This is a genomic window from Solidesulfovibrio carbinoliphilus subsp. oakridgensis, from assembly GCF_000177215.2.
In the GTDB taxonomy this organism is placed as follows: Bacteria; Desulfobacterota; Desulfovibrionia; order Desulfovibrionales; family Desulfovibrionaceae; genus Solidesulfovibrio; species Solidesulfovibrio carbinoliphilus.
In genome coordinates this window covers 3,311,423-3,334,791 of sequence record NZ_CM001368.1, presented here as the reverse complement: position 1 = coordinate 3,334,791, position 23,369 = coordinate 3,311,423, and the positions used below count along the sequence as shown (strand labels likewise).

The following is a 23,369-nucleotide window of genomic DNA, read 5'->3' as shown; positions in this document are numbered from 1 at the left end:
AAAGCAAGGTACCGGACAACTCCCTATCGCGTCGTTTGCGTGACGTCCACCCATCGGTTGTCGATCAGGCGGGCCCGGGAGAACTTCACCGCCGCGGCGAAAAGGGCCGGGCCCGCGAGCCGGGGCATGGGCTCGATGCGCTCCGGATCCACGCACTCCAGGTAGTCGATCGTTCCGGCCGGCAGGTGGGACTCGAAATAGGCCCGCGTCATCGACAGGATGCGGGTCGCGTCCCGCTCGCCCGAGGCGGCCAGGCCGGCCGCGAATTCGAGCCCCCGGTTGATGTGGACCGCCTCGGCCCGCTCCTGGGGCGTCAGGTAGACGTTTCGCGACGACAGGGCCAGGCCGTCGGCCTCGCGCACCAGCGGCGCGCCGACGATCTCGACCGGAAAGCCCAGGTCGGCCACCATCCGGCGCAAAATGGCCAACTGCTGCCAGTCCTTTTGCCCGAACACGGCCAGGGTCGGCTGGGCGAGCAGGAAAAGCTTGGCCACGATGGTGCACACGCCCCGAAAGTGGGTCGGCCGGGACGCGCCGCACAGGTGCCGGGCCAGGGCCGGCACCTCCACCCAGGTCGCGGCCCCGGGCGCGTACATGGCCTCGGGCGCGGGCGTGAAAAGGACGTCCACCCCGGCCCGCTCCGCCAGGGCCGCGTCGCGGTCCAGGTCGCGCGGATAGGCGGCCAGGTCCTCGCCCGGGCCGAACTGGGTCGGGTTGACGAAAATGCTGGCCACCACCCGCTCGGCCCGCTCCCTCGCCAGACGCAGCAGGCTCTCGTGGCCGGCGTGCAGAGAGCCCATCGTCGGGACAAGGCCGGTCACCGTCCCCTGGCGCAGCCAGTCCCGGCAACGCTCCCGCAACACCCCCGGATCGGAAACAATGTCCATGGCGAACCTCCCTGCGGTTTCGCGGCCTCTAATCCAAGCCCCAGGCCGTGTAAAGCGACCATGACAATCCCGGGCCACACGCGTAGGACAGAACGCACACCATCCCCCGCACGCTCCAAGGAGAACGCCATGGCCCACACGCGCCCCGGATTCGCGTCCATGCTCACCCTCTTGTGCCTGCTGTCCCTGCCCGGCTCCGCCTTTGCCGCCGCCAAGGCCGCCAAGGCCGGCCAGACCGAATCGCCGCCCGTCCTGTCGGCCGCCACCCTCCTGCCCGCTTCGGTCCTCGCCGGCCCGAACCACACCGTGGACGACAAGGTGGTCAACGACGGCTACATGAACATCTATACCCTGCACACCCCCAAGGGCGACCTGCGCGTCGAATCCACCGCGCTCCTCTACACCCGCATCCGGGAACTGAACGCGGCCGCGGCCATGGACCAGGTCAACAAGGGTGCCGAAATCGGCAAATCCGTGGCCCTCTCCGGCGTCAACGCCGTCAAAGGCGCCTTCAACTTGGTCGTCCACCCGGCCGACACCTTTTCCAGCGTCGGCAAGTCCTTCTCCCGGGCCCAGGCCGGCATGCAGGACCAGCGGCCCAAGGACGACCAGGGCGCGGTCGGCGAAATGCTCGGCTACAACAAGGCCACGCGCCAATACGCCAAGACCTACGGCGTGGATCCCTACTCCAAGAATCCCATCCTGCAGCAGAGCCTCAAGCGCCTGGCCGGCGCGGGATTTTTCGGCTCCATCACGGCCACGGCCGCCATCCCCGGCGGCGCGGCCCTGGTCGCCTTCTCCAACAGCACCAGCAGCCCCTCGAGCCCGGTGGACGTGTCGACGCCGCCCGAAGACCTCTTCTCCGCCAACCGCGAACGCCTCAAAACCATGGGCGCCACCTCCGACATGGCCGACCTGTTCGTCGAGAACCCCCACTTTTCCCCTATCGAACAGACCCAGCTCGTCCTGGCCCTGGACCGCATGACCAGCGTCAGCGGCCGCCCCATCTGCATCAACCAGTGCATCCTGACCGACGACGACGACCTCGGCCGGTTTCGCACCCGCATGGCCGAACTCTACGCCAACCTCAGCAACACCACCGACAAGATCGACCACTTCGTGAAAGTCGGCAAATACTTCGCCGCCGTCACCGCCCAAAACGGCCTGCTCGTCGCCTTCCCCCTCGATTACCTGGCCTGGACACCCACCGTGGCCGACATCGCGGACGCCTTCGCCACCGCCGCCGTCGCCGACAAGGTCAAAACCAAAAAGCTCGTCGTGTCCGGCGAAGTCAGCCCGCTGGCCGCCAAGATCCTCAAGGCCGGCGGCTGGAACGTCGTCCAGCTCAGGGAAGGGCTGCGGTAGAAGAGGAGAGGAGAGGGGAAGAAAAGATGCCTCCGGCGGCCGGGAGGGAGTCACCCCCTCCCGAACCCACCCGAAAGGGGTGGCCGTAGCCCGGACGGGCCATCAAACTCGCCCCGTCCGCGGGGCGACGGGCCTGTGTGGCCGGAATCGGGTTGGCGTGCTGGCTGGCTTTGCAGCCAGTGTCGCCAACCCGATTCCGGCCACACCGACGCACACCCGCCAACGCCCACCAGCCCACCCGCTTCCCCCACTCCCGCCCCGGCCGCCGGAGGCATCTTCCTCTTTTTTCTCCAGTCCTAAAACAAATACCCGTACGTGCCCGCCAGTTTGTCGGTGCGGCCGAGGATGGTCTCGGCCGCCTGGTCGATGCCGGTGCTGTCCACGATGCCGGCCTCGGAGGCGAGGAAGTAGCGCAGGGCCCCCTCGCGCGAGGAGAAGAGCCAGCTGACGGAATAAATCGAGCTGAGGCCCGGGCGGCCGGGAAATTCCTCCTTGGTCTTGACCACCACCACCAGCTTTTTCTCGTCCTTGTTGGTCGGCTGCATGAGCGAGGAGCGGCCGAGGAGTTCCTTCAGGCGATAGGCCAGGCGCGCCCCCAGGGGATCGGTGTCGTCGTGTTCGACGGACACGGGGATCTTTTTGGCGGCCGCCTTGTCGGCGTCCCGGGCGGCGGCCGGAGCGGAGGCGGCCTGGGGCGGGGCGGGTGGGGCCTTGTCCTGGGCCAGGGCGGGGTGCAAGGCCAGAAGGGTGACGGCCAGGGCGAGGAGGGCGGCGCGGACAGACTGGTGCATGGGAGGCTCCTTGCGGCTTGGGAAGGGTGTCCTTGCCCGCCCAATAAGCCACGGCTCGCGCAGTTGGCAAGCCGGCCGCCCGGCCGGGCGGGCGGCCGACGAACGTTGTGCAGCGGAAAAATTAGTTGAAGAGTTAAATAGTTATCATGCCGTCATTGCTTTGGTGGGCGCGCTGTCGTAAGGAGCCGGGCTATTGTCCGAAGAATCGTTGGAATCCCATGCCCGGAGGTCTCATGCGCCTTGTTTTCTTGATGATCGTACTGACGGCTGTCCTTACTTGCGCCGCTTTCGCCCTGGCCGCCGAACCCATCCGCATCGGGGCCGTGGTCTCGGCCACCGGGCCGGCCTCGTTTCTGGGCGAGCCGGAGAGAAACACGCTCCAGATGCAGGCCGACGCCCTGAACGCCGCCGGCGGGCTGCTCGGCCGGCCGGTGGAAGTGGTCATCCTCGACGATGAGACCGACGTGAACAAGGCCGTGCTGGCCGTGGACCGGCTGCTCAAAAAGGACAACGTGGCGGCCGTGGTCGGACCCACGGTGTCGGGCAACTCCCTGGCCGTGGCCCCCAAGTTCGCGGCCGCCAAGGTGCCGCTGGTCTCCTGCGCCGCGGCCGAGAAGATCGTCAGGCCCGTCAGCCCCTGGGTGTTCAAAACGGCCCAGTCCGACCGGCTGGCCGTGGCCCGCATCCTCTCCCACGCCAGGAAAGCGGGATATAAAAAGCTGGCCATCCTGACCGTGTCCGACGGCTACGGCCAGGCCGGCCGCGAGGTCTTGAAGGAAGCCGTCCCGGCCGGCGGCTTCGAGCTGGTGGCCGACGAGGTCTACGGGCCCAAAGACACGGACATGACCGCCCAGCTGACCAAGATCAAGGGAACCGCCCCGGACGCGGTCATCTGCTGGGGCACCAACCCCGGCCCGGCCGTGGTGGCCAAAAACCGGGTCCAGCTCGGTATGGCCACGTCCCTTTACATGAGCCACGGCGTGGCCAGCAAAAAATTCATCGAACTGGCCGGCGAGTCGGCCGAGGGCCTGCTTTTGCCGGCCGGCAAGCTGACCGTGGCCGACCAGCTTCCGGCGTCGGACCCGCAAAAGGCCCTGCTCCTCGACTACGCCAAGGCCTATGAGGAGCGGTTCAAGGTGCCGGCCTCGGCCTTTGGCGGCTACGCCTACGACGGGCTGGCCCTGGTGGCCAAGGCCATTGCCGACGGAAACGACGCCTCGCCGGCGGCCATCCGGGACAACCTGGAGAAAATAAAGGATTTCCCCGGGATCTCAGGCGTGTTCCGCTTCTCGCCCGAGGACCACAACGGCCTGGACGAGACCGCCTTTGTCATGGTCACGATCACGGGCGGCGATTTCAGGCTGCTGGCTGACTGAGAAGGCCTTGCGCCAGCCGCTGGCCGGTCCGCCGCCCGGCCGCCCCGATGGCGGGCGAGGGGCGGGCCGGCCGGCGGCGCGTCCGCCGGTGGCCCTGGCGGCAATCTCCCCTCCGTTTCCGGTTTCCATTGCGCCCGTTTTCGACTAGGGAAGCGGGACGCAAGATGACGATTCCGACATTTTCGCGTCCCGGCCTGCCCGTTGGCGGGGCGTTTCGAAGGAGCCTGCCATGTCCGTGAAAGCGATCCTCCTGGCCCTGTGCGCCGTGGTTGCCGCGGCCTGCCCGATCCGTCCGGCCGTCGCCGCCGAGCCCATCCGCTTCGGCGCGGTCCTCTCGGTCAGCGGGCCGGCCTCCTTTCTCGGCGAACCCGAGAAGAACACCATCCAGATGGAAGTGGAAAAGCTGAACGCCGCCGGCGGCGTGCTCGGCCGGCCCATCGAGGTCGTGATTCTCGACGACGAGACCGACGTCAACAAGGCCGTGCTGGCCGTGGACCGGCTCATCAAGAAAGAGCAGGTGGCCGCCATCCTCGGCCCCACCACCTCGGGCAACACGCTTGCCGTCATGGGCAAGGCGGCCGCGGCCAAGGTGCCGCTCATCTCCTGCTCGGCCGCGGAAAAGATCACCAAGCCGGTCAACCCCTCTATCTTCAAAGTGGCTCCGTCCGACCGGCTGGCCGTGGCCCGGATCCTCTCCCACGCCAAGAAGCAGGGGTACAGGAAGCTGGCCATCCTGACCGTGTCCGACGGCTTCGGCCAGGCCGGGCGCGAGGTCCTCAAAGAACTCATCCCGGCCCAGGGCTTCGAGCTGACCGCCGACGAGGTCTTCGGGCCGAAAGACACGGACATGACCGCCCAGCTGACCAACATCCAGGGTACGGCGCCCGACGCCGTCATCTGCTGGGGCACCAACCCCGGCCCGGCGGTTGTGGCCAAAAACCGGGTCCAGCTCGGCATGAAGACCCCGCTGTACATGAGCCACGGCGTGGCCAGCAAAAAATTCATCGAACTGGCCGGGGACGCGGCCGAGGGCCTGCTCCTGCCGGCCGGCAAGATCACGGTGGCCGAGAAGCTGCCGGACGCCGACCCCGAAAAAGCCCAGCTCGTGGCCTACGCCAAGGCCTATGAGGAGCGGTTCAAGGCCCCGGTCTCGACGTTTGGCGGCCACGGCTACGACTCGCTCCATCTGGCGGCCAAGGCCGTGGCCGACGCCGGTTCCGACAAGCCGCAAGCCATCCGCGACGCCCTGGAGAAGACCAAGGCTTTCCCCGGCATCGGCGGCATCTTCACCTTCACCCCCGAGGACCACGCCGGCCTCGGCCAGGACGCCTTCATCATGCTCGGCATCGAGAAGGGCGACTGGGTCATTGTCGGGGACTGATGCTTTCCGGCGCGCCGCAGTACCTCGTTTCGGGCCTGACCCAGGGAGCCGCCTACGGCCTGATCGGCCTTGGGTTCACCATGATCTTCAACACCACCGGCATCATCAACTTCGCCCAGGGCGAGTTCGTGATGCTCGGCGGGATGCTGGCGGTCTTTTTCGCCGCCTCGGGCCTGCCCCTGGTCCTGGCGGTCTTGCTCGCCTGCCTGGCCACGGCCGTGGTCGGGGCGATCATGGAGCGGCTCGCCATCCGGCCCCTGGCCGGGGCCCCGGCCATCAACGCCGTCATCATCACCATCGGCGTCTCAATTCTCCTGCGCGGCGGGGCCATGCTGGCCTTTGGCAAGGACACGGTGGCCTTGCCCGCCTTTTCGGGCGTGGCCCCGATCCTGGCCATGGGCGCGGCCATCCAGCCCCAGAGCCTGTGGGTCCTGGCCGTGACGTTGGCCCTGCTCGCCGCGCTCAAGCTCTTTTTTTCCGCCACCATCCAGGGCAAGGCCATGCTGGCCTGCGCCTGCCAGAAAAAGGCGGCCAGTCTGGTCGGCATCTCGGTGGCCCGCATGGCCCTTTTGTCTTTCGGCCTAAGCGGGCTCATCGGCGCGGCCGCCGGGGCCATCCTGGCGCCCATTACCATGACCGCCTATGACGTCGGCATGATGCTCGGCCTCAAGGGCTTCGCCGCCTGCATCCTGGGCGGGCTCGGCAACCCCTTTGGCGCGGCCGCCGGCGGCATCCTCCTCGGCGTGCTCGAAGCCTTTGGCGCGGGCTATGTCGCGTCCGGCTACAAGGACGCCTTCGCCTTCATCGTCCTGCTGCTGCTCCTTTTCGTCAAACCGTCGGGCCTTTTCGGCAAGGCCGGGGTGGAGCGGGTATGACGCGACCGTTTCTGGGCCGCAATTCCATCCAGGCGGCGTTTTTCCTGGCGCTGCTCCTGGGCCTGCCCTATGCCCTGCCCAACGAGTATTATCTCAGCATCTGCATCCTCGGCTGCCTTTCCGCCGTCATCGCCGTGGGCCTCAACCTGCTCATGGGCTACGCCGGCCAGATCTCGCTCGGCCACGCCGCTTTTTACGGCATCGGGGCCTACGTGACGGCCATCGCCACCACGCGCCTTGGGCTGCCCATTCCCGTCGGCATGGGTCTTGGCGTGGGACTGGCCGCCCTGGTCGCCTGGATCGTGGCCGCCCCGACGCTCAAGCTCAAGGGCCACTATCTGGCCATGGCCACCCTCGGTTTCGGCATCATCGTCTCCATCGTCTTCAACGAGGCCGTGGACTGGACCGGCGGCCCTTCGGGCTACGTCGGCATTCCGCGCCTGGCCCTTTTCGGCTATTCCTTCGACTCCGACCACAGCTACTACAACCTCATGGCCGTGGTCCTGGCCCTGGTGGTGCTCGGGGCCCTGAACCTCATGAAGTCCCGCACCGGCCGGGCCCTTCGCGCCCTGCACGTCAGCGAAAAGGCGGCCGCCAGCCTTGGCGTGGACATCAGTGCCCACAAGCGGTTCGTCTTTGTCCTGTCCGCCGCCCTGGCCGGGCTGGCCGGGGTGCTCTACGCCCACTACCTGTCGTTCATTGCCCCGGCCTCCTTTGGTTTCACCTTCTCGGTCCAACTCGTGGTCATGGTGGTGCTCGGCGGCATGGCCAGCGTCTGGGGGTCGGTGGCCGGCGCGTTTTTCCTGACCATCCTGCCGGAAGCCCTGCGCGAGTTCGAGGACATCGACATCCTGGTCTACGGGGCCATCCTGGTCGCCACCATCATGTTCCTGCCCGACGGCCTGGCCGGCGGCGCGGGACGCCTGTTGCGCAAGCTGCGCCGCCCGGGGGGCCGCCATGACGGCTGACACCCCGCTCCTCGACGTCGCGGCCGCCACCGTCCGTTTCGGCGGCATCCACGCCCTGACCGAGGCCGATTTCAGCATCCGGCCTGGGACGGTCACCTCGCTCATCGGCCCAAACGGCGCCGGCAAGACCACTATGCTGAACGCCATCACCGGCATGGTCGCCCTGACCTCCGGCCACATCCGCCTCGCCGGCCAGGACATCGGCACCCTGCCGCCCCACCAGCGGGCCGCCGCCGGGGTGGTCCGGACCTTTCAGAACCTCGAGGTTTTCACCTCCATGACCGTGCTCGAAAACGTCATGGCCGGCCGCCACGCCCTGACCCGCTATTCCACGGCCGCGAGCCTGCTGCGCACCCCGGGCTTTCGCCGGGCCGAGCGGGTCTGCCGCGAGGAGGCCCTGGCCCGGCTCGACTTCGTGGGCCTGGCCGACGAGCGCGACACGCCGGCCGGCGAGCTGCCCTACGGCCGGCAGCGGCTCCTCGAAATGGCCCGGGCCCTGGCCGCCGAACCGAAGCTGCTGCTCCTCGACGAACCGGCCGCCGGCCTCAATTCCAAGGAGACGGCCCGGCTCGGCGACCTCATCGCCGCCGTCCGCGACAGGCTCCACGTCACCGTCGGCCTCGTCGAGCACGACATGGACCTCGTCATGAACGTCAGCGACCACATCACCGTGCTCCACTTCGGCCATCCCCTGGCCTCGGGCACGCCCGAGGAAGTGCAGGCCAACGACGAGGTCGTGAAGGCCTATCTGGGCGAGGACGAGTAGGCGGAGGCACCCGAATTATGCTGACCTTACGCAACGTCGATATCCACTACGGCCGGGTGCACGCGGTGCGGCGGGTGTCCCTGCACGTGGCCCCTGGCGAGATCGTGGCCCTGATCGGGGCCAACGGCGCGGGCAAGACCACGCTCCTGTCCGCCATTTCCGGCGTCCAGCGGGTGTCCGGGGGCGAGGTCGTGTTCGACGGCCGGGCCATTGCCGGGGAAAAGCCCGAGAAGATCGTGCGCCTGGGCCTGTCCCAGGTGCCGGAGCGGCGGCTGGTCTTTGGGCCCCTGTCCGTGGAGGACAACCTGCTCCTGGGCGCGTATACCCGGTTTAGGCGGCGCCAGGTCGCGGCCGACATGGAAGAGGTCTACGCCATGTTCCCGGTGCTCTTTGACCGCCGCCAGCAGCAGGCGGCGGCGCTCTCCGGCGGCGAGCAGCAGATGCTGGCCATCGGCCGGGCCCTCATGGCCCGGCCCCGGTGCCTGCTTCTGGACGAGCCGGGCATGGGGCTGGCCCCCCAGGTCTGCAAGGAGATTTTCCGCCATGTCGTGGCCTTGCGCCGCGAAAAGGGGCTGACCGTCCTTTTGGTCGAGCAGAACGCCAAGAGCGCCCTGGCCGTGGCCGACCGGGGCTACGTGCTGGAGACCGGCCGGGTGCTCCTGTCCGGAACGGCTGAGGAACTGCTCGCCAACCGCGACGTCCGCCGCGCCTACCTCGGCCGCGAGAAGGACGTGTGATCCTTTCCCCCCTTCCAGGGGGTCCGGGGGGGATGATCCCCCCCGGCGGAGAGGTCCAGGAGAGGCAGAGCCTCTCCTGGCCGCCGGAGGCATCTTCTTTCCCCCAAAGGACCTGACCATGCGCGAATGTTTCGAGCCGCAATTCGAGGCCATGGACCGGGGCGATCTGGCCCAGCTGCAGTTGGAGCGGTTGCAGGCCACGCTCAATCGCGTGGCCCGAAACGTGCCTCTCTACCGCCGCCGGTTCGCCGAGCAGGGCATCGACCCGGACACCTTCGCCGATCTGGCCGATGTCCGCCACCTGCCCTTCACCACCAAGGCCGACCTGCGCGAGGCCTACCCGTACGGCCTTTTCGCCGTGCCCCTTCGTGAGGTGGTCAGGCTCCACGCCTCGTCCGGCACCTCGGGCAAGCCGGTGGTGGCCGGCTACACCCGAAACGACATCAAAACCTGGTCGCGGCTGGTGGCCCGGGTCCTGGTCGCGGCCGGAGCCGGCCAGGACGACGTGGTGCAGATCGCGCTCGGCTACGGGCTTTTCACCGGCGGCATGGGCTTCCACTACGGGGCCGAGACCGTGGGCGCGGCCGTCATCCCGGCCAGTAGCGGCGGCACGCGCCGGCAGGTGGCCATCATGCAGGACTACCGGACCTCGGTCTTCGTGGCCACGCCGAGCTACGCCCTGCACCTGGCCGAGACGCTGTGCGCCATGGACGTCAACGTCAATTCGCTTTCCCTGCGCTACGGCCTGTTCGGGGCCGAGACCTGGACCGAGGCCATGCGCGCGGCCATAGAGGACCGCCTGAAGCTCACGGCCACCGACAACTACGGCCTCTCCGAAATCATGGGCCCGGGCGTGGCCGGCGAGTGCCTGGAGCAGGCCGGCATGCATGTGAGCGAGGACCATTTTCTGATCGAGATCGTGGACCCGGCCACGGGCGAGCGCCTTCCCGACGGCGAGGAGGGGGAGCTGGTCGTCACCACGCTGACCAAGGAAGCCTTTCCCATGATCCGCTTCCGCACCGGCGACATCACCCGCATCCTGCCCGGCCCCTGCCCCTGCGGCCGCACCATGCGCCGTATCGGCCGCATCGTCGGCCGCACGGACGACATGCTCATTATACGGGGAGTGAACGTTTTCCCGTCCCGGGTCGAGGCGCTCCTCCTTGAAGTCGAGGGCACCACCCCCAACTACCGCATCGTGCTCCACCGCCGGGGAGCGCTCGACGAGGCCCTGCTCGAAGTCGAGCCTACCGAGGCCCTTCTTTTTGACCGGGTGTCCGAGCATCAGGCGCTTCTGGAAAAGCTCGAACGCCGGCTGGCCTCCGAACTCGGCGTCGGCATCGGCGTGCGCCTGGTCGAGCCCGGCAGCCTCGCCCGGGGCCAGGAAGGCAAGACCATCCGCGTCGTGGACCGCCGGGGACTGTAGCGGGAGGGGAAGAGAGAGGATGCCTCCGGCGGCCGGGGGGAATCATTCCCCCCGGACCCCCCGAAAGGGAGAAAGGTGGCCCGGGTTTTGCTTCGAGGACCACCACCGACGGAAAACTGGCGCGGCGCGCCGCAGGTAGAAGGCACTCATGGCAAAGCCGTTTCGTTTCAATCTCGAGCGCGTCCTGGACATTCGGGCCCAGCTTGAGGAGCGGGCCAGGATGGAGCTCGGCAAGGCCATTGCCGCCCACCAGCTCCAGGCCCGGGAAGTGGCCCGGCTGGAAAACGAGCTGGCCTCCCGCGACGCCTCCATGACCCAGAAAAAGAACCCCGCGCCCCTGGATTTCTACCTCTGGCGGGCCTACCGGGAGCGGCTGGTGTTCGACATCCGGGCCGGCCACGCGAAGCTCGACGAACTGGCCGAGGTTCGCGAACGGTGCCGGGTGCTGGCGGTCTCGCGCTCCAAGGACAGAAAGCTCCTCGACAAACTCAAAACCAACAAGGCCAGACGCCATGCCCTCGAAGAAAACATCGCCGAGCAAAAGGAAAACGACGAAATGGCTTCGGTCCGCTACGTTCCGCCGGTCGTCTGACGCCCCTTCGCGCTGGCTTCTGGCCCTGGAGCGGCTGGGCGCGAAAATCGCCCCGCGCGCCACCAAGGTCCTTGGCGTCTTTGTCATGATCGCGGCCCTGAAGCTCGGCATCCTGGTCTTCATGGGCCTCGACCTGTTGCTGCCCGATCCGCCGGCGCCGAGCGTGGCCCGGTTCGTACCAGCACCCCTCCCCGGCCCGACTCCGGCCCTGGCCCAGCAGGCTCCGGCCGCGCCCCAGCCGGCCGCCCCGGCTCCGGCCGCCAAGACGGCCGCCGCCACGCCCGACGCCCAGGCCCTGCTCAAGCGCCAGGACGAACTGGACCAGCGGGAGCAGGCCTTAAACACCCTGCAAGCCGACCTGAGCGCCCGCGTCGCCAAGCTCAAGGAGATGGAAACCAGTATCAAGGCCATGTTGGAAGAGGCCAAGGGCGTCAAGGACCAGAAGCTCAAGCACCTGATCGACGTCTATTCCAACATGAACGCCAAGCAGGCGGCCAAGGTCCTGGAGACCCTGGACAACAACATCGCAGTCAAAATTCTGGCAGGCATGCGCGGCCGTGGCGCCGGCGAGGTGCTGAACAACATGGAAGCCAAGAAGGCGGCCGGCCTGACCGAGATGCTGACCAAGATGCAGCTGCCGCCCACGGACGGCGCGCCGGAGGAGATGTAGTGGCGGCAAATCGTCGACCGGTCCGCCGCGTCCCGGCCCTGGCCGGCGAACCCGCCGCCTCCCGCCCATGCCGCGCCTGCGCCTGACGCTCGCCTACGACGGCACGGCCTTTGCCGGCTGGCAGCTCCAGGCCCCGGGCCGGGGGCGCACGGTCCAGGGCTGCCTGGAAGAGGCGTTGGCCACCCTGTGCGGGGAGCCGGTCCGGATCTTCGGCGCGGGCCGCACCGACTCCGGGGTCCACGCCATGGCCCAGGTGGCCCATGTCGACGTGCCGGAAGGGCGGGCCGCCATCCCCTGGCAAAAGGCGCTCAACGCCCTGCTTCCGGCCGACATGTCCGTGGCCGGGGCCGAGCTTGTGCCAGACGGGTTCCACGCCCGGTTCTGCGCCACGGGCAAGGTCTACCACTACACGCTGTGGACCGAACCGGGCCATGTCCTGCCCTGGCGGCGGCCCTACGTCTGGGATGTCGGCCGTTACGGCCGGCTCGACGTGGCGGCCATGGACGCCTGCGCCGCCTGTTTCGCCGGCTTCCACGATTTCGCCGCCTTCCAGAACGCCGGCTCGGACGTCAAAACCACGACGCGGCTGGTCCACGGCGTCACGCGCCTTGCGACAGGGGGCCCGGAGATGGTCTGGCGGTTTCACGCCGAGGGATTTCTCAAGCAGATGGTGCGAAACCTGATGGGCGCGCTGGTGGCCGTGGGGCGCGGTAAAGTTTCTCCCGAAGACATCCGATCCGTACTGACGCAGGGGCAGAGAAGGCTTGCGCCGCAGACCGCGCCGGCAAGCGGCCTTTGCCTCGTCGTCGTGGAGTACGGGGAACATGGCCGGGGGCATAAGCGACATCTACTTCACCAGCCTGAGGCTGGCCAAGGGTGAGACGGTCGCCGAGGCCGCGCCCGTTCCGCTGGCCCGGGCCCCGGGCATCACGGTCGGCGGGGGAGACGCCCCGCCGGGAAACCAGGCCGCCGTCGATGGCCTGACCGCCGGCCTGGCCTCGCGGCTTGGCCGCTTCGAAAACGCCCTGTCCCGCTTCGCCTGGCCGGCCGGGAACACTCCCTGGTCCGCGGCCCGGCTGGTGGTCGCCAGTCCCGGGCTCGACGCAAGCGTGTCCGGCGTGGCCCTGCCTTCGGGCCAGGCCGTCAATCCCTTCAAATTCTTCTCCAACGGCAAAAGCGCCCTGGCCGCCTCGGGCATCCCGGCCGGAGACTACGCCTTGCGCCTGGACCAGGGGCCGTCCGCCGGCACATTTTCCGTCACCGTCGGCGCCAGGGACACCTGGGGGCAGGTGCTTGGCAAGGTGGCCGAGGCCGTCAACGATTCCGCCAACCTGAGCGTGCGGGCCGACGTCACGCGCCAGCAAAAGCCTTTCACCCTGGACCCGTCCCTGGCGGCCGTGGGCACGGTCCTGGCCCTGTCCGTCAATCCGCTGCGCCGCGAGCAGGACGTGGCCCTGGCCGACGTCTCCGGCGACCTCGTCTCCCGCCTGGGGATCAAGGCCGTGCCCGACGTCGCCGCCCCGGCTCCGCTCGGCACGGTCCAGGCCGGGGTCGAGCGGCTGGCGGCGCCCGCCTTCCTCCACTCCACGGGCTACGATCCGAACGCTACGACCGGCTTGGCCACGGGCCTGCACACCTTTGCCCTGGCCGTGGGCTCGGGCGCACAGCCCACGTCCTACGTGTCCACGGTTTTCGACCCCGACGCCGCCACCACGCTTGCCCCGAAGACCTACACCTTCGGCCTCGCGCTCGGCGGCAACAGGCGCAGCCTGTCCGTCACGGTCAAGGCCGGCTGGACCTGGGGCGACGTGCAAAACGCCGTGGCCGGCCAGATAAACGCCACCCCGACCTCCACCTGGTCCCCGGACGGCACGTCCACGGTCCTGGTCGCGGCCCCGAGCTTCTCCCTGCCCGGGGTGGCGGCCCGGACCAGCGCGGCCGCCATGCCCGCCGCCACCGGCGCCGCCTCCGTGGCCGGCCGCGTCCTGACCGTCGCCACCCAGGCCGGCGCCGCAGGCGAGGTCCTGGCCCTCACCGACGGCCAGGGCGGCATCCTGGCGGCCCTTGGCCTGACCACCCCCCTTCGCGGCACGGTCCTGTCCGTGGCCGTGGCCGCGGGCGACACCGCAGAGGATGTCCTCGGCAACCTGGCCCGTACGGTCGCCCTGGCCACCGGCCGGGTGGACGCCGCCACCCGCCACGCCGCCATCCCGGCCACCAACGTCCCCGGCCGGCGTCTGTCCCACCGGGGCGTGACCGCCGACCTGCTGCTGCGTAACCGCCGCCTCGGCGAGTCCCTGACCCTGGCTGACGGCGCGACCGGCCTCCTTGCCTCCCTCGGCCTGGACGCCAAGCTGCCCGGCCAGGACGGCCGCCTGACCATCGACAACCAGCCGCTCGCCTCGGAAAATAACGCCTATGCCCTGGCTTCCGGTCGTGTGGTCGTCACGGCCAGGGCCGACACCGGTCAGACCCTGCCCCTGTCCGTCACCCGGGCCATGGACGCCGTGGAGTCGCGCCTGACCGCCGTGGTCGACGCCTACAACGACCTGCGTAAATACTTGGACGCCAACGCCGGCTTTTTCACCGGCGCCCTGGCCGACGGCCTCGAACGGCCCGTCACCGGCAACTGGTCCGGCCTGGCCGCCCTCGGCTTTGCCAGGACCCGCTCCGCCGGCCGGCTCTGGATCGCCACCGACACCCTCTGGCGGTCGCTCTACGCCGACGGCCAGGGCGCCCGCCACACCCTCGTCGGCGCGCCATCCAGCCTTATCCCGGCCTGGAAAGGCGTCGTGGCCACGGCCAAGGCGGCCGGGGCGGGCAGCTTTCTCACGCCCGAAACCACGCACCTTAGCCGCGTCGCCCCGCGCCGGACGGCGTCTGATCTGGAACGGCGCAATTGGCTGGTCGATTTGGAGGGGTAGACGAAGGGCGAAGGGCGAGGGTGGAAGGGTGGAAGGGGGAGATGCCTCCGGCGGCCCGGTTGCACACCCCCCGGACCCCCTGAAAGGGAGAAGGGAAATGTCCCGGGGCCCTAGGCGTCGTTTCGGGTGAACAGCAGGGCGGCCTTGGCGAGCGAGGCGCGGCCGTCGCCGGACAGCCGGCCGGTGGTGAGCTGGCGCATGGACCAGCCGGGCCCGAGCAGGCCGGCCAGGGTGTCGGCCAGATGGAACCGGCCGTCGTGCACGGACCCGGGGTAGAGCCGGTCGAGGACGGCGGGGGCCACGGGCAGGTCGTCCAGGCGGTAGACCGGACGCAGGGTGAAAAAAAGCTCCCGCCGGCCCCAGGCCGCGGCCGCAGCCGCCACGGCGGCCAGCCGGCCCTTGGCGATGCCCTGCCTGCCGATGAAATCGATCAAGAGGGCCATGTCGCAGGGGATGTCGGGTTTCTCGCGCAGGAAATCGACAGCCCGGAATTCCACCCGGCCAAGGCCATGGGCCTTGGCCAGCTCTCCCGCCACCTGGACGATTTCCGGATCGATGTCGCAGCCGACCACCCGGGTCGCGCCCATGCGCCGGGTCATGAAGGAAAAATAGCCCAGGTTGCAGCCGAGATCGGCCACGGATTTTCCGGCCACATCCAGGTCGCCGACATAGCCGGCCAGCATGTCCATATCCGGCCCCTCGCCCGGAGCCAGCAGGCCGCCGTCGGGCCCCGGCACCGGGCGCCAGATCCGTTCCGGCCCGAGTCGGGCCAGCAGGTCGCGAAGGTGTTCCACGGACGGTACGGCGGGTGCGGCATAGAGCATGTTTTTCCTTGTAACCGCATTTCGCGGCAACGCAAGGCCCCGCCCCCGGGAGTTGTCAAACCCGGGCTCCTTGAGTAAGAGCGTTCACCTGCGACCAAAACCCCGGGCGGGGCCGATTGCCGCCCCCCGGCAATGCTGCCCGGCGCCTGGCCGCCAGGCATTGAAAACCCCTACCCGACACACACCATCATGGTATTCAGCTCCGCCTCCTTTCTTTTTTATTTCCTGCCCATCGTCCTGGCGGTCTATTTCGCTTGCATCTCTTTCGGACGGCTGCGCAACTGGATCCTGCTCGCGGCGAGCCTTTTTTTCTACACCTGGGGCGAGGGCGAGTACGTGCTCATCATGCTGCTCTCCACCGTCACCAACTATTTCCTCGGCATCTGGGTCTACAAGGCCCACGAGCGCAGCGACGCCAAGCGGCAGGTGGCCGTGGCCATCGCATTCAACCTGCTCCTGCTCGTCATCTTCAAGTACACCAACTTCCTGGTGGCCAACCTGAACCTGCTCCTTGGCCATTTCGGCCTGCCGCAACTGGTCATCGGCCAGGTGCACCTGCCGATCGGCATCTCCTTTTTCACCTTCCACTGCATCTCCTATATCATGGACATCTACCGCCGCCAGACGCCGCCCCAGATGTCCCTGCCCAACACCGCCCTCTACATTTCGCTCTTTCCCCAGCTCGTGGCCGGCCCCATCGTCCGCTACAAGGACATCGTCGCCCAGATCACCCACCGGACCGTGGGCATCGAGCGGTTCTCCAAGGGCATCAACCGGTTCATCATCGGCCTTGGCAAAAAGGTCCTCATCGCCAACGTGGTGGGCCTGCCGGCGGACAAGATCTTCGCCATCCCGGCCGAGCACCTGACCACGCCCATCGCCTGGTTCGGCATCGTCTGCTACACGCTCCAGATCTATTTCGACTTCTCCGGCTACTCGGACATGGCCATCGGCCTCGGCCACATGTTCGGGTTCAAATTCATGGAGAACTTCAACTATCCCTACGTCTCCCGCTCCATCCAGGAGTTCTGGCGGCGCTGGCACATTTCGCTTTCCACCTGGTTTCGCGACTACCTCTACATTCCGCTCGGCGGCAACCGGGCCGGCACGGCCCGGATGTACTTCAACCTGGTCATGGTCTTTTTCCTGTGCGGCCTGTGGCACGGGGCCAGCTGGAACTTCGTCATCTGGGGCATGTTCCACGGCTTTTTCTCGGTCCTCGAACGCTTTCCCCTGGGCAAGCGCCTGACCCAGGGCTCGCCGCTTCTCGCCCATGCCTACACCATGCTGGTGGTGATGGTGGCCTGGGTCTTTTTCCGGGCCGAGAGCCTGCCGGTGGCCCTTTCCTACCTGAAGGCCATGGCCGGTTTCGCCCACGGCTCCGGCGTGGAGTGGCACATGGGGCTGTTTCTCAACCCCAAGGTCGTGATCGTGCTCGTGGCCGCCGTTCTTGGGGCCACGCCGCTCGTTCCCTGGATCAAGGGCCTGCGGGAGCGCCGCCTGGCGGCCAGGCGGCTCGGGCCGGCGGCCCTGGACGACGGCCTGGAGGCCTTGGTAAGCCTTGTCTTCATGCCCGTGGTCTTCGTCCTTTGCGCCATGTCGCTCGCCAGCGGCACCCACAATCCTTTCATCTACTTCCAGTTCTAGGATAGCGCATGGTCCGTGCCGCGTTTTCCCTCCGCCGGGCCATCGCCCTGGCCGGCACCCTGGTGTTCCTGGCCCTCATCCTTCTGCCCCTGGCCGACCATGCCTTCCGTCTGGCCCCGGAAGTGGACCTCATGGAAAACGAGCCCGCGCCCCTGCCGGAATTTTCCTCGACGGATTTTTTCAAATATTTCAATATAATTCAGCATGGCTACCTGGAAAAGACCTTCGGCTTCCGCAAGAACCTCGTGCGTCTGGAAAACATCCTCGACTACCTCTGGCTCCAGGCCTCCAATGAATACCAGACCGTCATCAAGGGCCGGGGGGACTGGCTCTTTCTGGCCCAGGAAAACAATGAGCTGAACGTGATCGAGGATTACCGGGCCGGCCGGCTCTTCACGCCCGACCAGCTGGCCTGGTGGGTGGACGAATACCGGGGCAGACAGGAATGGCTCGAAAGCCGTGGCATTCGCTACCTCGTCGTGGTCGCGCCCAACAAGCACACGGTCTACCCGGAATCCCTGCCCGAGCGGTACAACAAGATCCATGCCGAAAACCGCACCGATCAGCTCGTCGCCGCCCTCACGAAAGCCGGCGTCGCGATCCTGGACCTGCGCCCGGCCATGGAGCAGGTCAAAAAACACGCCCAGGCCTACTACCGCACCGACACCCACTGGACGACGTTCGGGGCCTTTGCCGGCTATGTCCAGATCATAAACCGGCTGGCCCCCTGGTTCCCCGGCTTCGAGCCGGAAGGCCTCGGCCAGTTCGACATCACCATCACCCCGGGCCTGACCGGCGGCCTGGCCACCATGCTGGCCTTAAGCGACCTCTTTCCGGAAGACCGGGTGACCTTTATCCCGAAATTCGAGCGCAAGGCCGTGGAATTGACCACGCCCTATCCGCGCGAGACCTATTTCCAGCCGGCCGTGGTCATGGAGACCGGCGACGCGGCCAAGCCCACGGCCGTCATCTTCCGCGATTCCTTCGCCCACGAACTCGTCCCCTTCCTGTCCGAGCACTTCCGCCGCGCCGTCTACCTGTGGCCCTACCCGTCCACCTCGCGGGAGATCCGCCAGTTCGACAAGGCGGCCATCGAGCGGGAAAAGCCGGCCCTGGTCCTCGACGAATTCGTGGAGCGCTACTTCACCAAGTGTCCGGCCCGGACCAAGGCCCACACCCCCTGACCGAGGTCCCCGTGCCGCTTCCATGGCTCCTGGCGGCAAGGACGTCTGGCGTGGTCAGGTTCGACTGTCTGGCCAGCCGGGACCGGGAGCTTTTCCAAGCGGCCGGCATTCCCTTGCCTCGGCCGGGACGTGCTCGAAAGACATGACCGGGGACCGCCCATTGCCGGGGCCGGCGCGGCCTTTGCCGCAGCCTGCCACGCCGCCCGGCCGGGCGGACGGGCCTAGCGTCGCGCTCTCGAAATTCGTGCACACGAATTTCGAGAATAACATATTTAAATAATTATTTTTTCTAAAAAAACAGCAGCCTATTTTTGGTCCTTCCGGATTTTCCGTGGGTACCCGGGTTCAGGCCTGTCTAGGATAGAGGTCCAGGCCGCCGCAGAAGAAGTAGATAGCGGTCTTGAAGTGCTCCCGATTGCGGTACCCGCACGCCCTGCGCTTGATGGCCATGATCTTGCTGTTGAGTCCCTCGGCCGCGCCGTTGGTGATCCGATGCCGGCAAAAGGTCAGGATGTTGTCCAGATGCCGAGAGAGCATCTCCCCGACCTTGCGCATCGGGGGCAAGTCTGACTTCCTCACCCAGGTCAGCCAGCGTTTCATGAACCGCTTTGCCCAGCCGACGCTGAGGTAGTTCCACAATCCGGCCAGGCTTTCTTTCATCGCCCAGGCCTTGGCCACCTTCAGGTTCGTGGCCTTCAGGGCTTCCAAGGTCGGTCGGTGCTTGTCCGGCAGATTCTCTTCCCGGTAAAGCCAGATGTACTTGGTGCCCTTGAGGCGTTCGTCTTCCTGGCGGAGCAGTTCGCGATGTTCCTGCCGGCGGACCTTGTCCACGGCCTGGCCCACGTGCTGCATGATGTGAAAGCGGTCATGGACGATCTTGTGCGCCGCATCGGGCACGTGCTTGATCGTGGCCTTGAAGTACGGTTCCCACATGTCCATGGCCACGGCCCGGATGCGCTCGAGTTGCTGCGCCGTGAACTGCCGGTAATAGTCCTCGAGGCTCTCGGTCTTGCGATCCTGGGCCACAAACTCCACTGTTCCGCCAAGCAGGTCGCAGACCACGGTCATGTAGTCGTGACCTTTGCGGAAGGCCTTCTCATCGATACCAAGATAGCGTGCGGCGGTGGTCTTCTTCCTGGTTTGCCCTCGCCGGACGGCTCGATCCATGACGTTCCAGGCCTCATCCCAGCTGATCCGCATGAGCCGGCAGGTGCCGGACACGGTGGCGCACTCGCGCAACACATCGATGATCAAGCGCTCCATGAGCAAGGTAAAACGCCCTTTAGCCTCGGCCCAAGGCACTCTCACCTGAAGCACGCCGTGCTCGGGGCACTCGACGCGCGGAATCCGGGCATGAAGGAAGGTCTTGAACTGGCAGGTGTCGAGGTGACGCCATACCCGAGGCTCGGCATGATCCCGACAAGCCAGTTCGCGACCACAGGTCGGACAGCGCCAGCGGACACCGGCAACATGATCAACATGGACGTCCACCCGGCCTCCCGCCGTGTCCAACTCGACGTCGGCAACAAACCACGGGTCACTCAGCCCCAGAATCCGAGAATACAGGTCCGTGTCCTTCATGGTCACCCTCCCGGGGCGGACCATATCCGGTCACCTACCCACGGAAAAGTCGGAAGGACCCTATTTTTTAGCGGACGCCACACGAGCCGTCCCCGGATCTCAGCCGCGGCCGGTCCGTTTGAGGGCCAGGGTCAGGGCCAGGGAGACCAGGGCGAGGAGGCCCGAAAGCAGGCCGGCCCGGACGAAATCGCCGGTGAAGACCGCGTTGTAGATTTCGAGCGACACGGTGTTGGTGCGGCCGATGATGTCGCCGCCAAGGAGCAGGCTGACTCCGACCTCGCCGAGGGCCCGGCCCGTGGCCAGAAAGAGGCCGGCCGCGATGCTTTTGCGGCAGTGCGGCAGGACCACCCGGACAAACGTCGTCGGCCAGCTCTTGCCGAGCACGGCCGACAACTCGACCAGACGCATGAGGTCCCCCCGGACCGCGGCCTGGATCGGCCGGACCATGAGCGGGATGCCGGCCGTGACCGCCGCCAGGGCCAGGCCCGGATAGCCGAAGACCACCTCCACGCCGAAAACGTGCCGCAACGGTTCGCCGAGAAGGCCCCTGCGCCCAAGGACCAGGAGCAGGAAAAACCCGACGGCCATGGGCGGCAGCACCAGCGGCAGGGAAACCAGGAAATCGAGGGCCGCCACCCACCTTCCCCGCCCCCGGCCGAGCAGATAGCCGAGCGGCACGCCGAGGAGAAAGAAGGCCGGCACCGCGACGGCCATGACCCGGAGCGTCAGCCGGATCGAAAAGACCACGCCGGGGTCCGTGGCCGTCGCGAGCACTGCGGCCCAGTCCACCCTACAGGCCGTGCTTCTTGGCGATGGCCTTGGCCGGGTCCGTGGCCAGGAAGGCGGCAAAGGCCTTGGCCGCCTCGGGATTCTTGGCCTCGGCCAGGGTCTCGGCCACGATGCGGATGGGCGCGTAAAGGGACGGATCCACTTCGAGGTAGCCGCCGATGGCCGGCCCGAGATCCAGGACATCGGTCCGGTTGACGAATCCGGCGTCCACCTCGCCGCTCAAAAGATACGTCGTCACCTGCGGCACGGTCGCAACCACCAAGAGCTTGCCGTCGACCGCCTGGGCCAGCCCGGCCTTGTCCAGATACTCCCTGGCCGCCTTGCCGTAGATCGCCTTTTGCGGATCCGGCATGGCCAGACGGGCCACTTCCGGCCTGGCCACATCGGCCGGCGCGGCGAGCGTCTTGCCCTTGGGCCAGGCCACCACCAGCACGCCCTGGCCGATGGGGGCCACGCCGGAGAAAGCCAGGCCGGCTTTATCCAGAAATGCCTGCTCCCCGACCACCACATCCACGACCCCGCTCGTTTTGGCCTGGGTCGTCACCTGTCCCATGTTGCCGAAGACCAGTTCGGTTTTTGTCCCGGACGCGGCTTCGAAGGCCGCGGCCAGCTCGGTGACCGGCTTTTTGTAGCCCGCGCCGGCCGCGATGGTCAGGGGTTCGGCCAGGGCCTGACCGGCCAGAACCAGGGCCAGGGCCAGGACCGGGAACAGGGTCCACAGGATGCGTTTCATGAGGCCTCCTTCAAGGGGATTTGGGGGTGTGCGGCCGGGCCGTCCAGGCCCCGGGCGACGAACAGGGCCTCGTTTTCCTCCCGGTGGAGCCGCAGCTGCCGGTCGAACCAGCCGGGATCGGGCCGGCCCTGGTTGAGGCACAGGATCCGGTCGCCGAGCAGGGCCGCCTCGGCCAGGTCGTGGGTCACGTGCACGATGGGGATGGGAAAGCGGTCGCGGATGGCCAGGAGCTCCCGGCGAAGGGCCAGCCGCGTGGCCGCGTCCAGGGCGGAAAAGGGCTCATCGAGGAGAAGCGCCTTCGGACGCCGGGCCAGGGCCTGGCACAGGGCCCCGCGCTGCCGCTCGCCCCCGGACATGGCCCGGGGCCGGGAACCGGCCAGGTGGGCGATGCCAAAAAGGGCCAGGAGTTCCCCGGCGTAGGCCCGGTCCCGGGTGGCGTAGGCCACGTTCTCGGCCAGGGTCATGTGGGGAAAGAGCGAATAGTCCTGGAAGACCAGCCCCACACCCCGCTTTTGCGGACGCAGGCGCACGCCTTTCGCCGTGTCGCGCCAGACATCGCCGTCAAGGCCGATCCGGCCGGCGTCCGGGTCGTCCAGGCCGGCGAGCAGGCGCAGGAGCGTGGTCTTGCCCGAGCCCGACGGGCCGGTCAGGACCAGGATGCTCCCGGCCGGACAGGCCAGCTCCACGTCCAGGGTGAAATGCGGGAGCTTTTTGGCCAGCATGGCCGCCAGGGTCATGCCGGACCGGCCGCGTCCTCGGCCAGGGTGGCCAGCAGGCGGGCCAGCTCCACCGGGATGGTCACCTGGGGGCAGTGGCCGCTTTCCAGGCTGTGCATGGAAAACCCCAGGGACTCTGCCCGGCCGGCCATGGCCGCCAGCATGGGGTTGGGATTCTGGGTGCACCGGATGTAGTGGCGCTTTTCCGGCCAGACCGGCTCGGCGGCCAGGGTCTTGTCGGTGAACCCGGCCAGGGGGAACGAGGCCAGCCGGGACATGAACCAGTCCTCTTCCGGGGCCCCGGCCACGCCGAACATGGCCGCCGGCCAGGGCGAGACGAGCCAGCCGTCGACCTGCCGGGCGGCCAGCATGGCCCGGAAGGGCTCCCCGCCGAGGTCTGCGAAGGACTGTCCGGGCTTGGGCAGGATGGCCTCCACGCAGACCAGGGCGGCCAGACGCGGCCTTATGGCGGGCAGGGCCCCGAGACAGACCAGGCCGGCATAGCTGTGGGCCACCAGGATGACGCCCGTCAGGTCTTCCAGCTCGAAAAACTGCACCAGGTCGGCGACATAGGTGGCAAGGCCCATGTCCCGGGCCAGGGCGTGACGGTGGTGGCCGCAGCCGGAAAAAGTGGGGGAATGGACCTGATGGCCCAGGGAAAACAGGGCGGCGGCCGTCTGTTTCCAGACCCAACCGCCTTGGAACGCACCGTGGACGCAGACAAACGTGGCCATGCTTGCTCCCTTCCGAAAGCCCGGCCCTGCCAGCGACCATTGCCGGCATCGGCCGCCCTCGGAAGGCCCATGCTACCGCAGCTGGAAAATAAATCCAGCCTCACGCGAAATACAATCGGCGTGACAGCAGAACCGAAGCGGCATTCACTGTCACGCCGAGCTTATTTCCCGTGATACAAGCCAGACTTCCTCTTTCTCCACCACGATAAGAGTCTTTGATCCAACATCACGCAGATAGTATTATCCGTGACTCCATACACAACTTGTTTACAAGAGAAAAATTATTCCATACTCCATCACACCATACACGTTTTCGACGGGCGGACATCCGATACGACAGTCCGCCGGGTCGCCACGGCCTGGAGCGGCCGGGGCCAGCCATGGACCGCGCGGTCCGGCGGAG

22 protein-coding genes are annotated in these 23,369 nt (G+C 67.5%); 14 read left to right on the top strand and 8 right to left on the bottom strand.

All coding sequences use genetic code 11. The annotated features are described in order from the left end of the window. Window positions 1-23 precede the first annotated feature (23 nt). The gene (gene panC, locus DFW101_RS14550; RefSeq protein ID WP_009182290.1) at window positions 24-887 is read right to left on the bottom strand and encodes a pantoate--beta-alanine ligase; all 864 of its coding nucleotides are present in this window, start codon (window positions 885-887) and stop codon (window positions 24-26) included. A gap of 129 nt (window positions 888-1,016) precedes the next feature. Here panC and DFW101_RS14545 point away from each other — a divergent pair, with 129 nt between their 5' ends. Next, window positions 1,017-2,252: a hypothetical protein gene (locus DFW101_RS14545; RefSeq protein ID WP_009182289.1), complete on the top strand. Its 1,236-nt coding sequence runs from the start codon at window positions 1,017-1,019 to the stop codon at window positions 2,250-2,252. Window positions 2,253-2,548: 296 nt separating this feature from the next. Here the strand turns inward: DFW101_RS14545 and DFW101_RS14540 are convergent, their stop codons facing one another. Further along, the gene (locus DFW101_RS14540) at window positions 2,549-3,043 is read right to left on the bottom strand and encodes a hypothetical protein (RefSeq protein WP_009182288.1); all 495 of its coding nucleotides are present in this window, start codon (window positions 3,041-3,043) and stop codon (window positions 2,549-2,551) included. A gap of 233 nt (window positions 3,044-3,276) precedes the next feature. Between DFW101_RS14540 and DFW101_RS14535 the strand changes: the two genes are divergently transcribed. The 11 genes from DFW101_RS14535 to DFW101_RS14485 all read left to right on the top strand — a co-directional run bounded on the left by DFW101_RS14535 (window position 3,277) and on the right by DFW101_RS14485 (window position 14,758). After that, window positions 3,277-4,419: an ABC transporter substrate-binding protein gene (locus DFW101_RS14535; RefSeq protein ID WP_009182287.1), complete on the top strand. Its 1,143-nt coding sequence runs from the start codon at window positions 3,277-3,279 to the stop codon at window positions 4,417-4,419. Window positions 4,420-4,648: 229 nt separating this feature from the next. Beyond that, the gene (locus DFW101_RS14530; protein ID WP_009182286.1) at window positions 4,649-5,800 is read left to right on the top strand and encodes an ABC transporter substrate-binding protein; all 1,152 of its coding nucleotides are present in this window, start codon (window positions 4,649-4,651) and stop codon (window positions 5,798-5,800) included. After that, window positions 5,800-6,675, top strand: a complete 876-nt coding sequence (locus DFW101_RS14525) for a branched-chain amino acid ABC transporter permease (protein WP_009182285.1) — start codon at window positions 5,800-5,802, stop codon at window positions 6,673-6,675. Before DFW101_RS14530 ends, DFW101_RS14525 begins: the two co-directional genes overlap by 1 nt. After that, window positions 6,672-7,643 carry a branched-chain amino acid ABC transporter permease gene (locus DFW101_RS14520; RefSeq protein WP_009182284.1) on the top strand — a complete coding sequence of 324 codons (972 nt, stop codon included), beginning with the start codon at window positions 6,672-6,674 and terminating at the stop codon, window positions 7,641-7,643. The genes DFW101_RS14525 and DFW101_RS14520 overlap by 4 nt, the downstream gene beginning before the upstream one ends. Continuing rightward, window positions 7,633-8,409 (top strand): ABC transporter ATP-binding protein, encoded by a 777-nt coding sequence (locus DFW101_RS14515; protein ID WP_009182283.1) that lies wholly within the window; start codon window positions 7,633-7,635, stop codon window positions 8,407-8,409. The genes DFW101_RS14520 and DFW101_RS14515 overlap by 11 nt, the downstream gene beginning before the upstream one ends. 17 nt (window positions 8,410-8,426) lie before the next feature. After that, complete coding sequence (locus DFW101_RS14510; protein ID WP_009182282.1) at window positions 8,427-9,146, top strand: ABC transporter ATP-binding protein; 720 nt, start codon at window positions 8,427-8,429, stop codon at window positions 9,144-9,146. A gap of 118 nt (window positions 9,147-9,264) precedes the next feature. Continuing rightward, window positions 9,265-10,572, top strand: coding sequence for a phenylacetate--CoA ligase family protein (locus tag DFW101_RS14505; RefSeq protein ID WP_009182281.1), 1,308 nt, complete (start codon window positions 9,265-9,267; stop codon window positions 10,570-10,572). Between the two features lie 148 nt (window positions 10,573-10,720). Then, on the top strand, window positions 10,721-11,164 hold the full coding sequence (gene fliJ / locus DFW101_RS14500; protein ID WP_009182280.1) for a flagellar export protein FliJ: 444 nt from the start codon (window positions 10,721-10,723) through the stop codon (window positions 11,162-11,164). Then, a complete protein-coding gene (locus tag DFW101_RS14495) occupies window positions 11,085-11,834 on the top strand; it encodes a MotE family protein (protein WP_232286063.1) in 750 nt (249 codons plus the stop codon). The genes fliJ and DFW101_RS14495 overlap by 80 nt, the downstream gene beginning before the upstream one ends. 67 nt (window positions 11,835-11,901) lie before the next feature. Continuing rightward, a complete protein-coding gene (truA, locus tag DFW101_RS14490; RefSeq protein WP_009182278.1) occupies window positions 11,902-12,714 on the top strand; it encodes a tRNA pseudouridine(38-40) synthase TruA in 813 nt (270 codons plus the stop codon). Further along, window positions 12,659-14,758, top strand: a complete 2,100-nt coding sequence (locus tag DFW101_RS14485; RefSeq protein WP_009182277.1) for a hypothetical protein — start codon at window positions 12,659-12,661, stop codon at window positions 14,756-14,758. Before truA ends, DFW101_RS14485 begins: the two co-directional genes overlap by 56 nt. Before the next feature lie 110 nt (window positions 14,759-14,868). On the opposite strand, the gene DFW101_RS14480 is transcribed toward DFW101_RS14485, so the two are convergent. Next, window positions 14,869-15,582 carry a methyltransferase domain-containing protein gene (locus tag DFW101_RS14480; RefSeq protein WP_009182276.1) on the bottom strand — a complete coding sequence of 238 codons (714 nt, stop codon included), beginning with the start codon at window positions 15,580-15,582 and terminating at the stop codon, window positions 14,869-14,871. A gap of 189 nt (window positions 15,583-15,771) precedes the next feature. Here DFW101_RS14480 and DFW101_RS14475 point away from each other — a divergent pair, with 189 nt between their 5' ends. Then, the gene (locus tag DFW101_RS14475) at window positions 15,772-17,229 is read left to right on the top strand and encodes an MBOAT family O-acyltransferase (RefSeq protein WP_043643418.1); all 1,458 of its coding nucleotides are present in this window, start codon (window positions 15,772-15,774) and stop codon (window positions 17,227-17,229) included. Window positions 17,230-17,237: 8 nt separating this feature from the next. Next, a complete protein-coding gene (locus DFW101_RS14470; RefSeq protein ID WP_009182274.1) occupies window positions 17,238-18,413 on the top strand; it encodes an alginate O-acetyltransferase AlgX-related protein in 1,176 nt (391 codons plus the stop codon). Window positions 18,414-18,758: 345 nt separating this feature from the next. On the opposite strand, the gene DFW101_RS14465 is transcribed toward DFW101_RS14470, so the two are convergent. From DFW101_RS14465 to DFW101_RS14445, 5 genes are all read right to left on the bottom strand, one after another. Beyond that, the gene (locus DFW101_RS14465) at window positions 18,759-19,994 is read right to left on the bottom strand and encodes an ISL3 family transposase (protein ID WP_009181338.1); all 1,236 of its coding nucleotides are present in this window, start codon (window positions 19,992-19,994) and stop codon (window positions 18,759-18,761) included. Between the two features lie 99 nt (window positions 19,995-20,093). Further along, window positions 20,094-20,768 (bottom strand): molybdate ABC transporter permease subunit, encoded by a 675-nt coding sequence (locus DFW101_RS14460; RefSeq protein ID WP_009182273.1) that lies wholly within the window; start codon window positions 20,766-20,768, stop codon window positions 20,094-20,096. Between the two features lie 16 nt (window positions 20,769-20,784). Then, window positions 20,785-21,516: a molybdate ABC transporter substrate-binding protein gene (gene modA, locus DFW101_RS14455; RefSeq protein ID WP_009182272.1), complete on the bottom strand. Its 732-nt coding sequence runs from the start codon at window positions 21,514-21,516 to the stop codon at window positions 20,785-20,787. Continuing rightward, a complete protein-coding gene (locus DFW101_RS14450) occupies window positions 21,513-22,253 on the bottom strand; it encodes an ABC transporter ATP-binding protein (RefSeq protein ID WP_009182271.1) in 741 nt (246 codons plus the stop codon). The genes modA and DFW101_RS14450 overlap by 4 nt, the downstream gene beginning before the upstream one ends. Continuing rightward, on the bottom strand, window positions 22,250-22,966 hold the full coding sequence (locus DFW101_RS14445) for an alpha/beta fold hydrolase (protein WP_009182270.1): 717 nt from the start codon (window positions 22,964-22,966) through the stop codon (window positions 22,250-22,252). The genes DFW101_RS14450 and DFW101_RS14445 overlap by 4 nt, the downstream gene beginning before the upstream one ends. Between the last annotated feature and the right edge of the window lie 403 nt (window positions 22,967-23,369).

What these genes read in the sequence shown, in the direction of transcription:
- panC (WP_009182290.1), bottom strand. Translation starts at nt 887, where the DNA reads ATGGACATTGTTTCCGATCCGGGGGTGTTGCGGGAGCGTTGCCGGGAC.
- DFW101_RS14545 (WP_009182289.1), top strand. Translation starts at nt 1,017, where the DNA reads ATGGCCCACACGCGCCCCGGATTCGCGTCCATGCTCACCCTCTTGTGC.
- DFW101_RS14540 (WP_009182288.1), bottom strand. Translation starts at nt 3,043, where the DNA reads ATGCACCAGTCTGTCCGCGCCGCCCTCCTCGCCCTGGCCGTCACCCTT.
- DFW101_RS14535 (WP_009182287.1), top strand. Translation starts at nt 3,277, where the DNA reads ATGCGCCTTGTTTTCTTGATGATCGTACTGACGGCTGTCCTTACTTGC.
- DFW101_RS14530 (WP_009182286.1), top strand. Translation starts at nt 4,649, where the DNA reads ATGTCCGTGAAAGCGATCCTCCTGGCCCTGTGCGCCGTGGTTGCCGCG.
- DFW101_RS14525 (WP_009182285.1), top strand. Translation starts at nt 5,800, where the DNA reads ATGCTTTCCGGCGCGCCGCAGTACCTCGTTTCGGGCCTGACCCAGGGA.
- DFW101_RS14520 (WP_009182284.1), top strand. Translation starts at nt 6,672, where the DNA reads ATGACGCGACCGTTTCTGGGCCGCAATTCCATCCAGGCGGCGTTTTTC.
- DFW101_RS14515 (WP_009182283.1), top strand. Translation starts at nt 7,633, where the DNA reads ATGACGGCTGACACCCCGCTCCTCGACGTCGCGGCCGCCACCGTCCGT.
- DFW101_RS14510 (WP_009182282.1), top strand. Translation starts at nt 8,427, where the DNA reads ATGCTGACCTTACGCAACGTCGATATCCACTACGGCCGGGTGCACGCG.
- DFW101_RS14505 (WP_009182281.1), top strand. Translation starts at nt 9,265, where the DNA reads ATGCGCGAATGTTTCGAGCCGCAATTCGAGGCCATGGACCGGGGCGAT.
- fliJ (WP_009182280.1), top strand. Translation starts at nt 10,721, where the DNA reads ATGGCAAAGCCGTTTCGTTTCAATCTCGAGCGCGTCCTGGACATTCGG.
- DFW101_RS14495 (WP_232286063.1), top strand. Translation starts at nt 11,085, where the DNA reads ATGCCCTCGAAGAAAACATCGCCGAGCAAAAGGAAAACGACGAAATGG.
- truA (WP_009182278.1), top strand. Translation starts at nt 11,902, where the DNA reads ATGCCGCGCCTGCGCCTGACGCTCGCCTACGACGGCACGGCCTTTGCC.
- DFW101_RS14485 (WP_009182277.1), top strand. Translation starts at nt 12,659, where the DNA reads ATGGCCGGGGGCATAAGCGACATCTACTTCACCAGCCTGAGGCTGGCC.
- DFW101_RS14480 (WP_009182276.1), bottom strand. Translation starts at nt 15,582, where the DNA reads ATGCTCTATGCCGCACCCGCCGTACCGTCCGTGGAACACCTTCGCGAC.
- DFW101_RS14475 (WP_043643418.1), top strand. Translation starts at nt 15,772, where the DNA reads ATGGTATTCAGCTCCGCCTCCTTTCTTTTTTATTTCCTGCCCATCGTC.
- DFW101_RS14470 (WP_009182274.1), top strand. Translation starts at nt 17,238, where the DNA reads ATGGTCCGTGCCGCGTTTTCCCTCCGCCGGGCCATCGCCCTGGCCGGC.
- DFW101_RS14465 (WP_009181338.1), bottom strand. Translation starts at nt 19,994, where the DNA reads ATGAAGGACACGGACCTGTATTCTCGGATTCTGGGGCTGAGTGACCCG.
- modA (WP_009182272.1), bottom strand. Translation starts at nt 21,516, where the DNA reads ATGAAACGCATCCTGTGGACCCTGTTCCCGGTCCTGGCCCTGGCCCTG.
- DFW101_RS14450 (WP_009182271.1), bottom strand. Translation starts at nt 22,253, where the DNA reads ATGACCCTGGCGGCCATGCTGGCCAAAAAGCTCCCGCATTTCACCCTG.
- DFW101_RS14445 (WP_009182270.1), bottom strand. Translation starts at nt 22,966, where the DNA reads ATGGCCACGTTTGTCTGCGTCCACGGTGCGTTCCAAGGCGGTTGGGTC.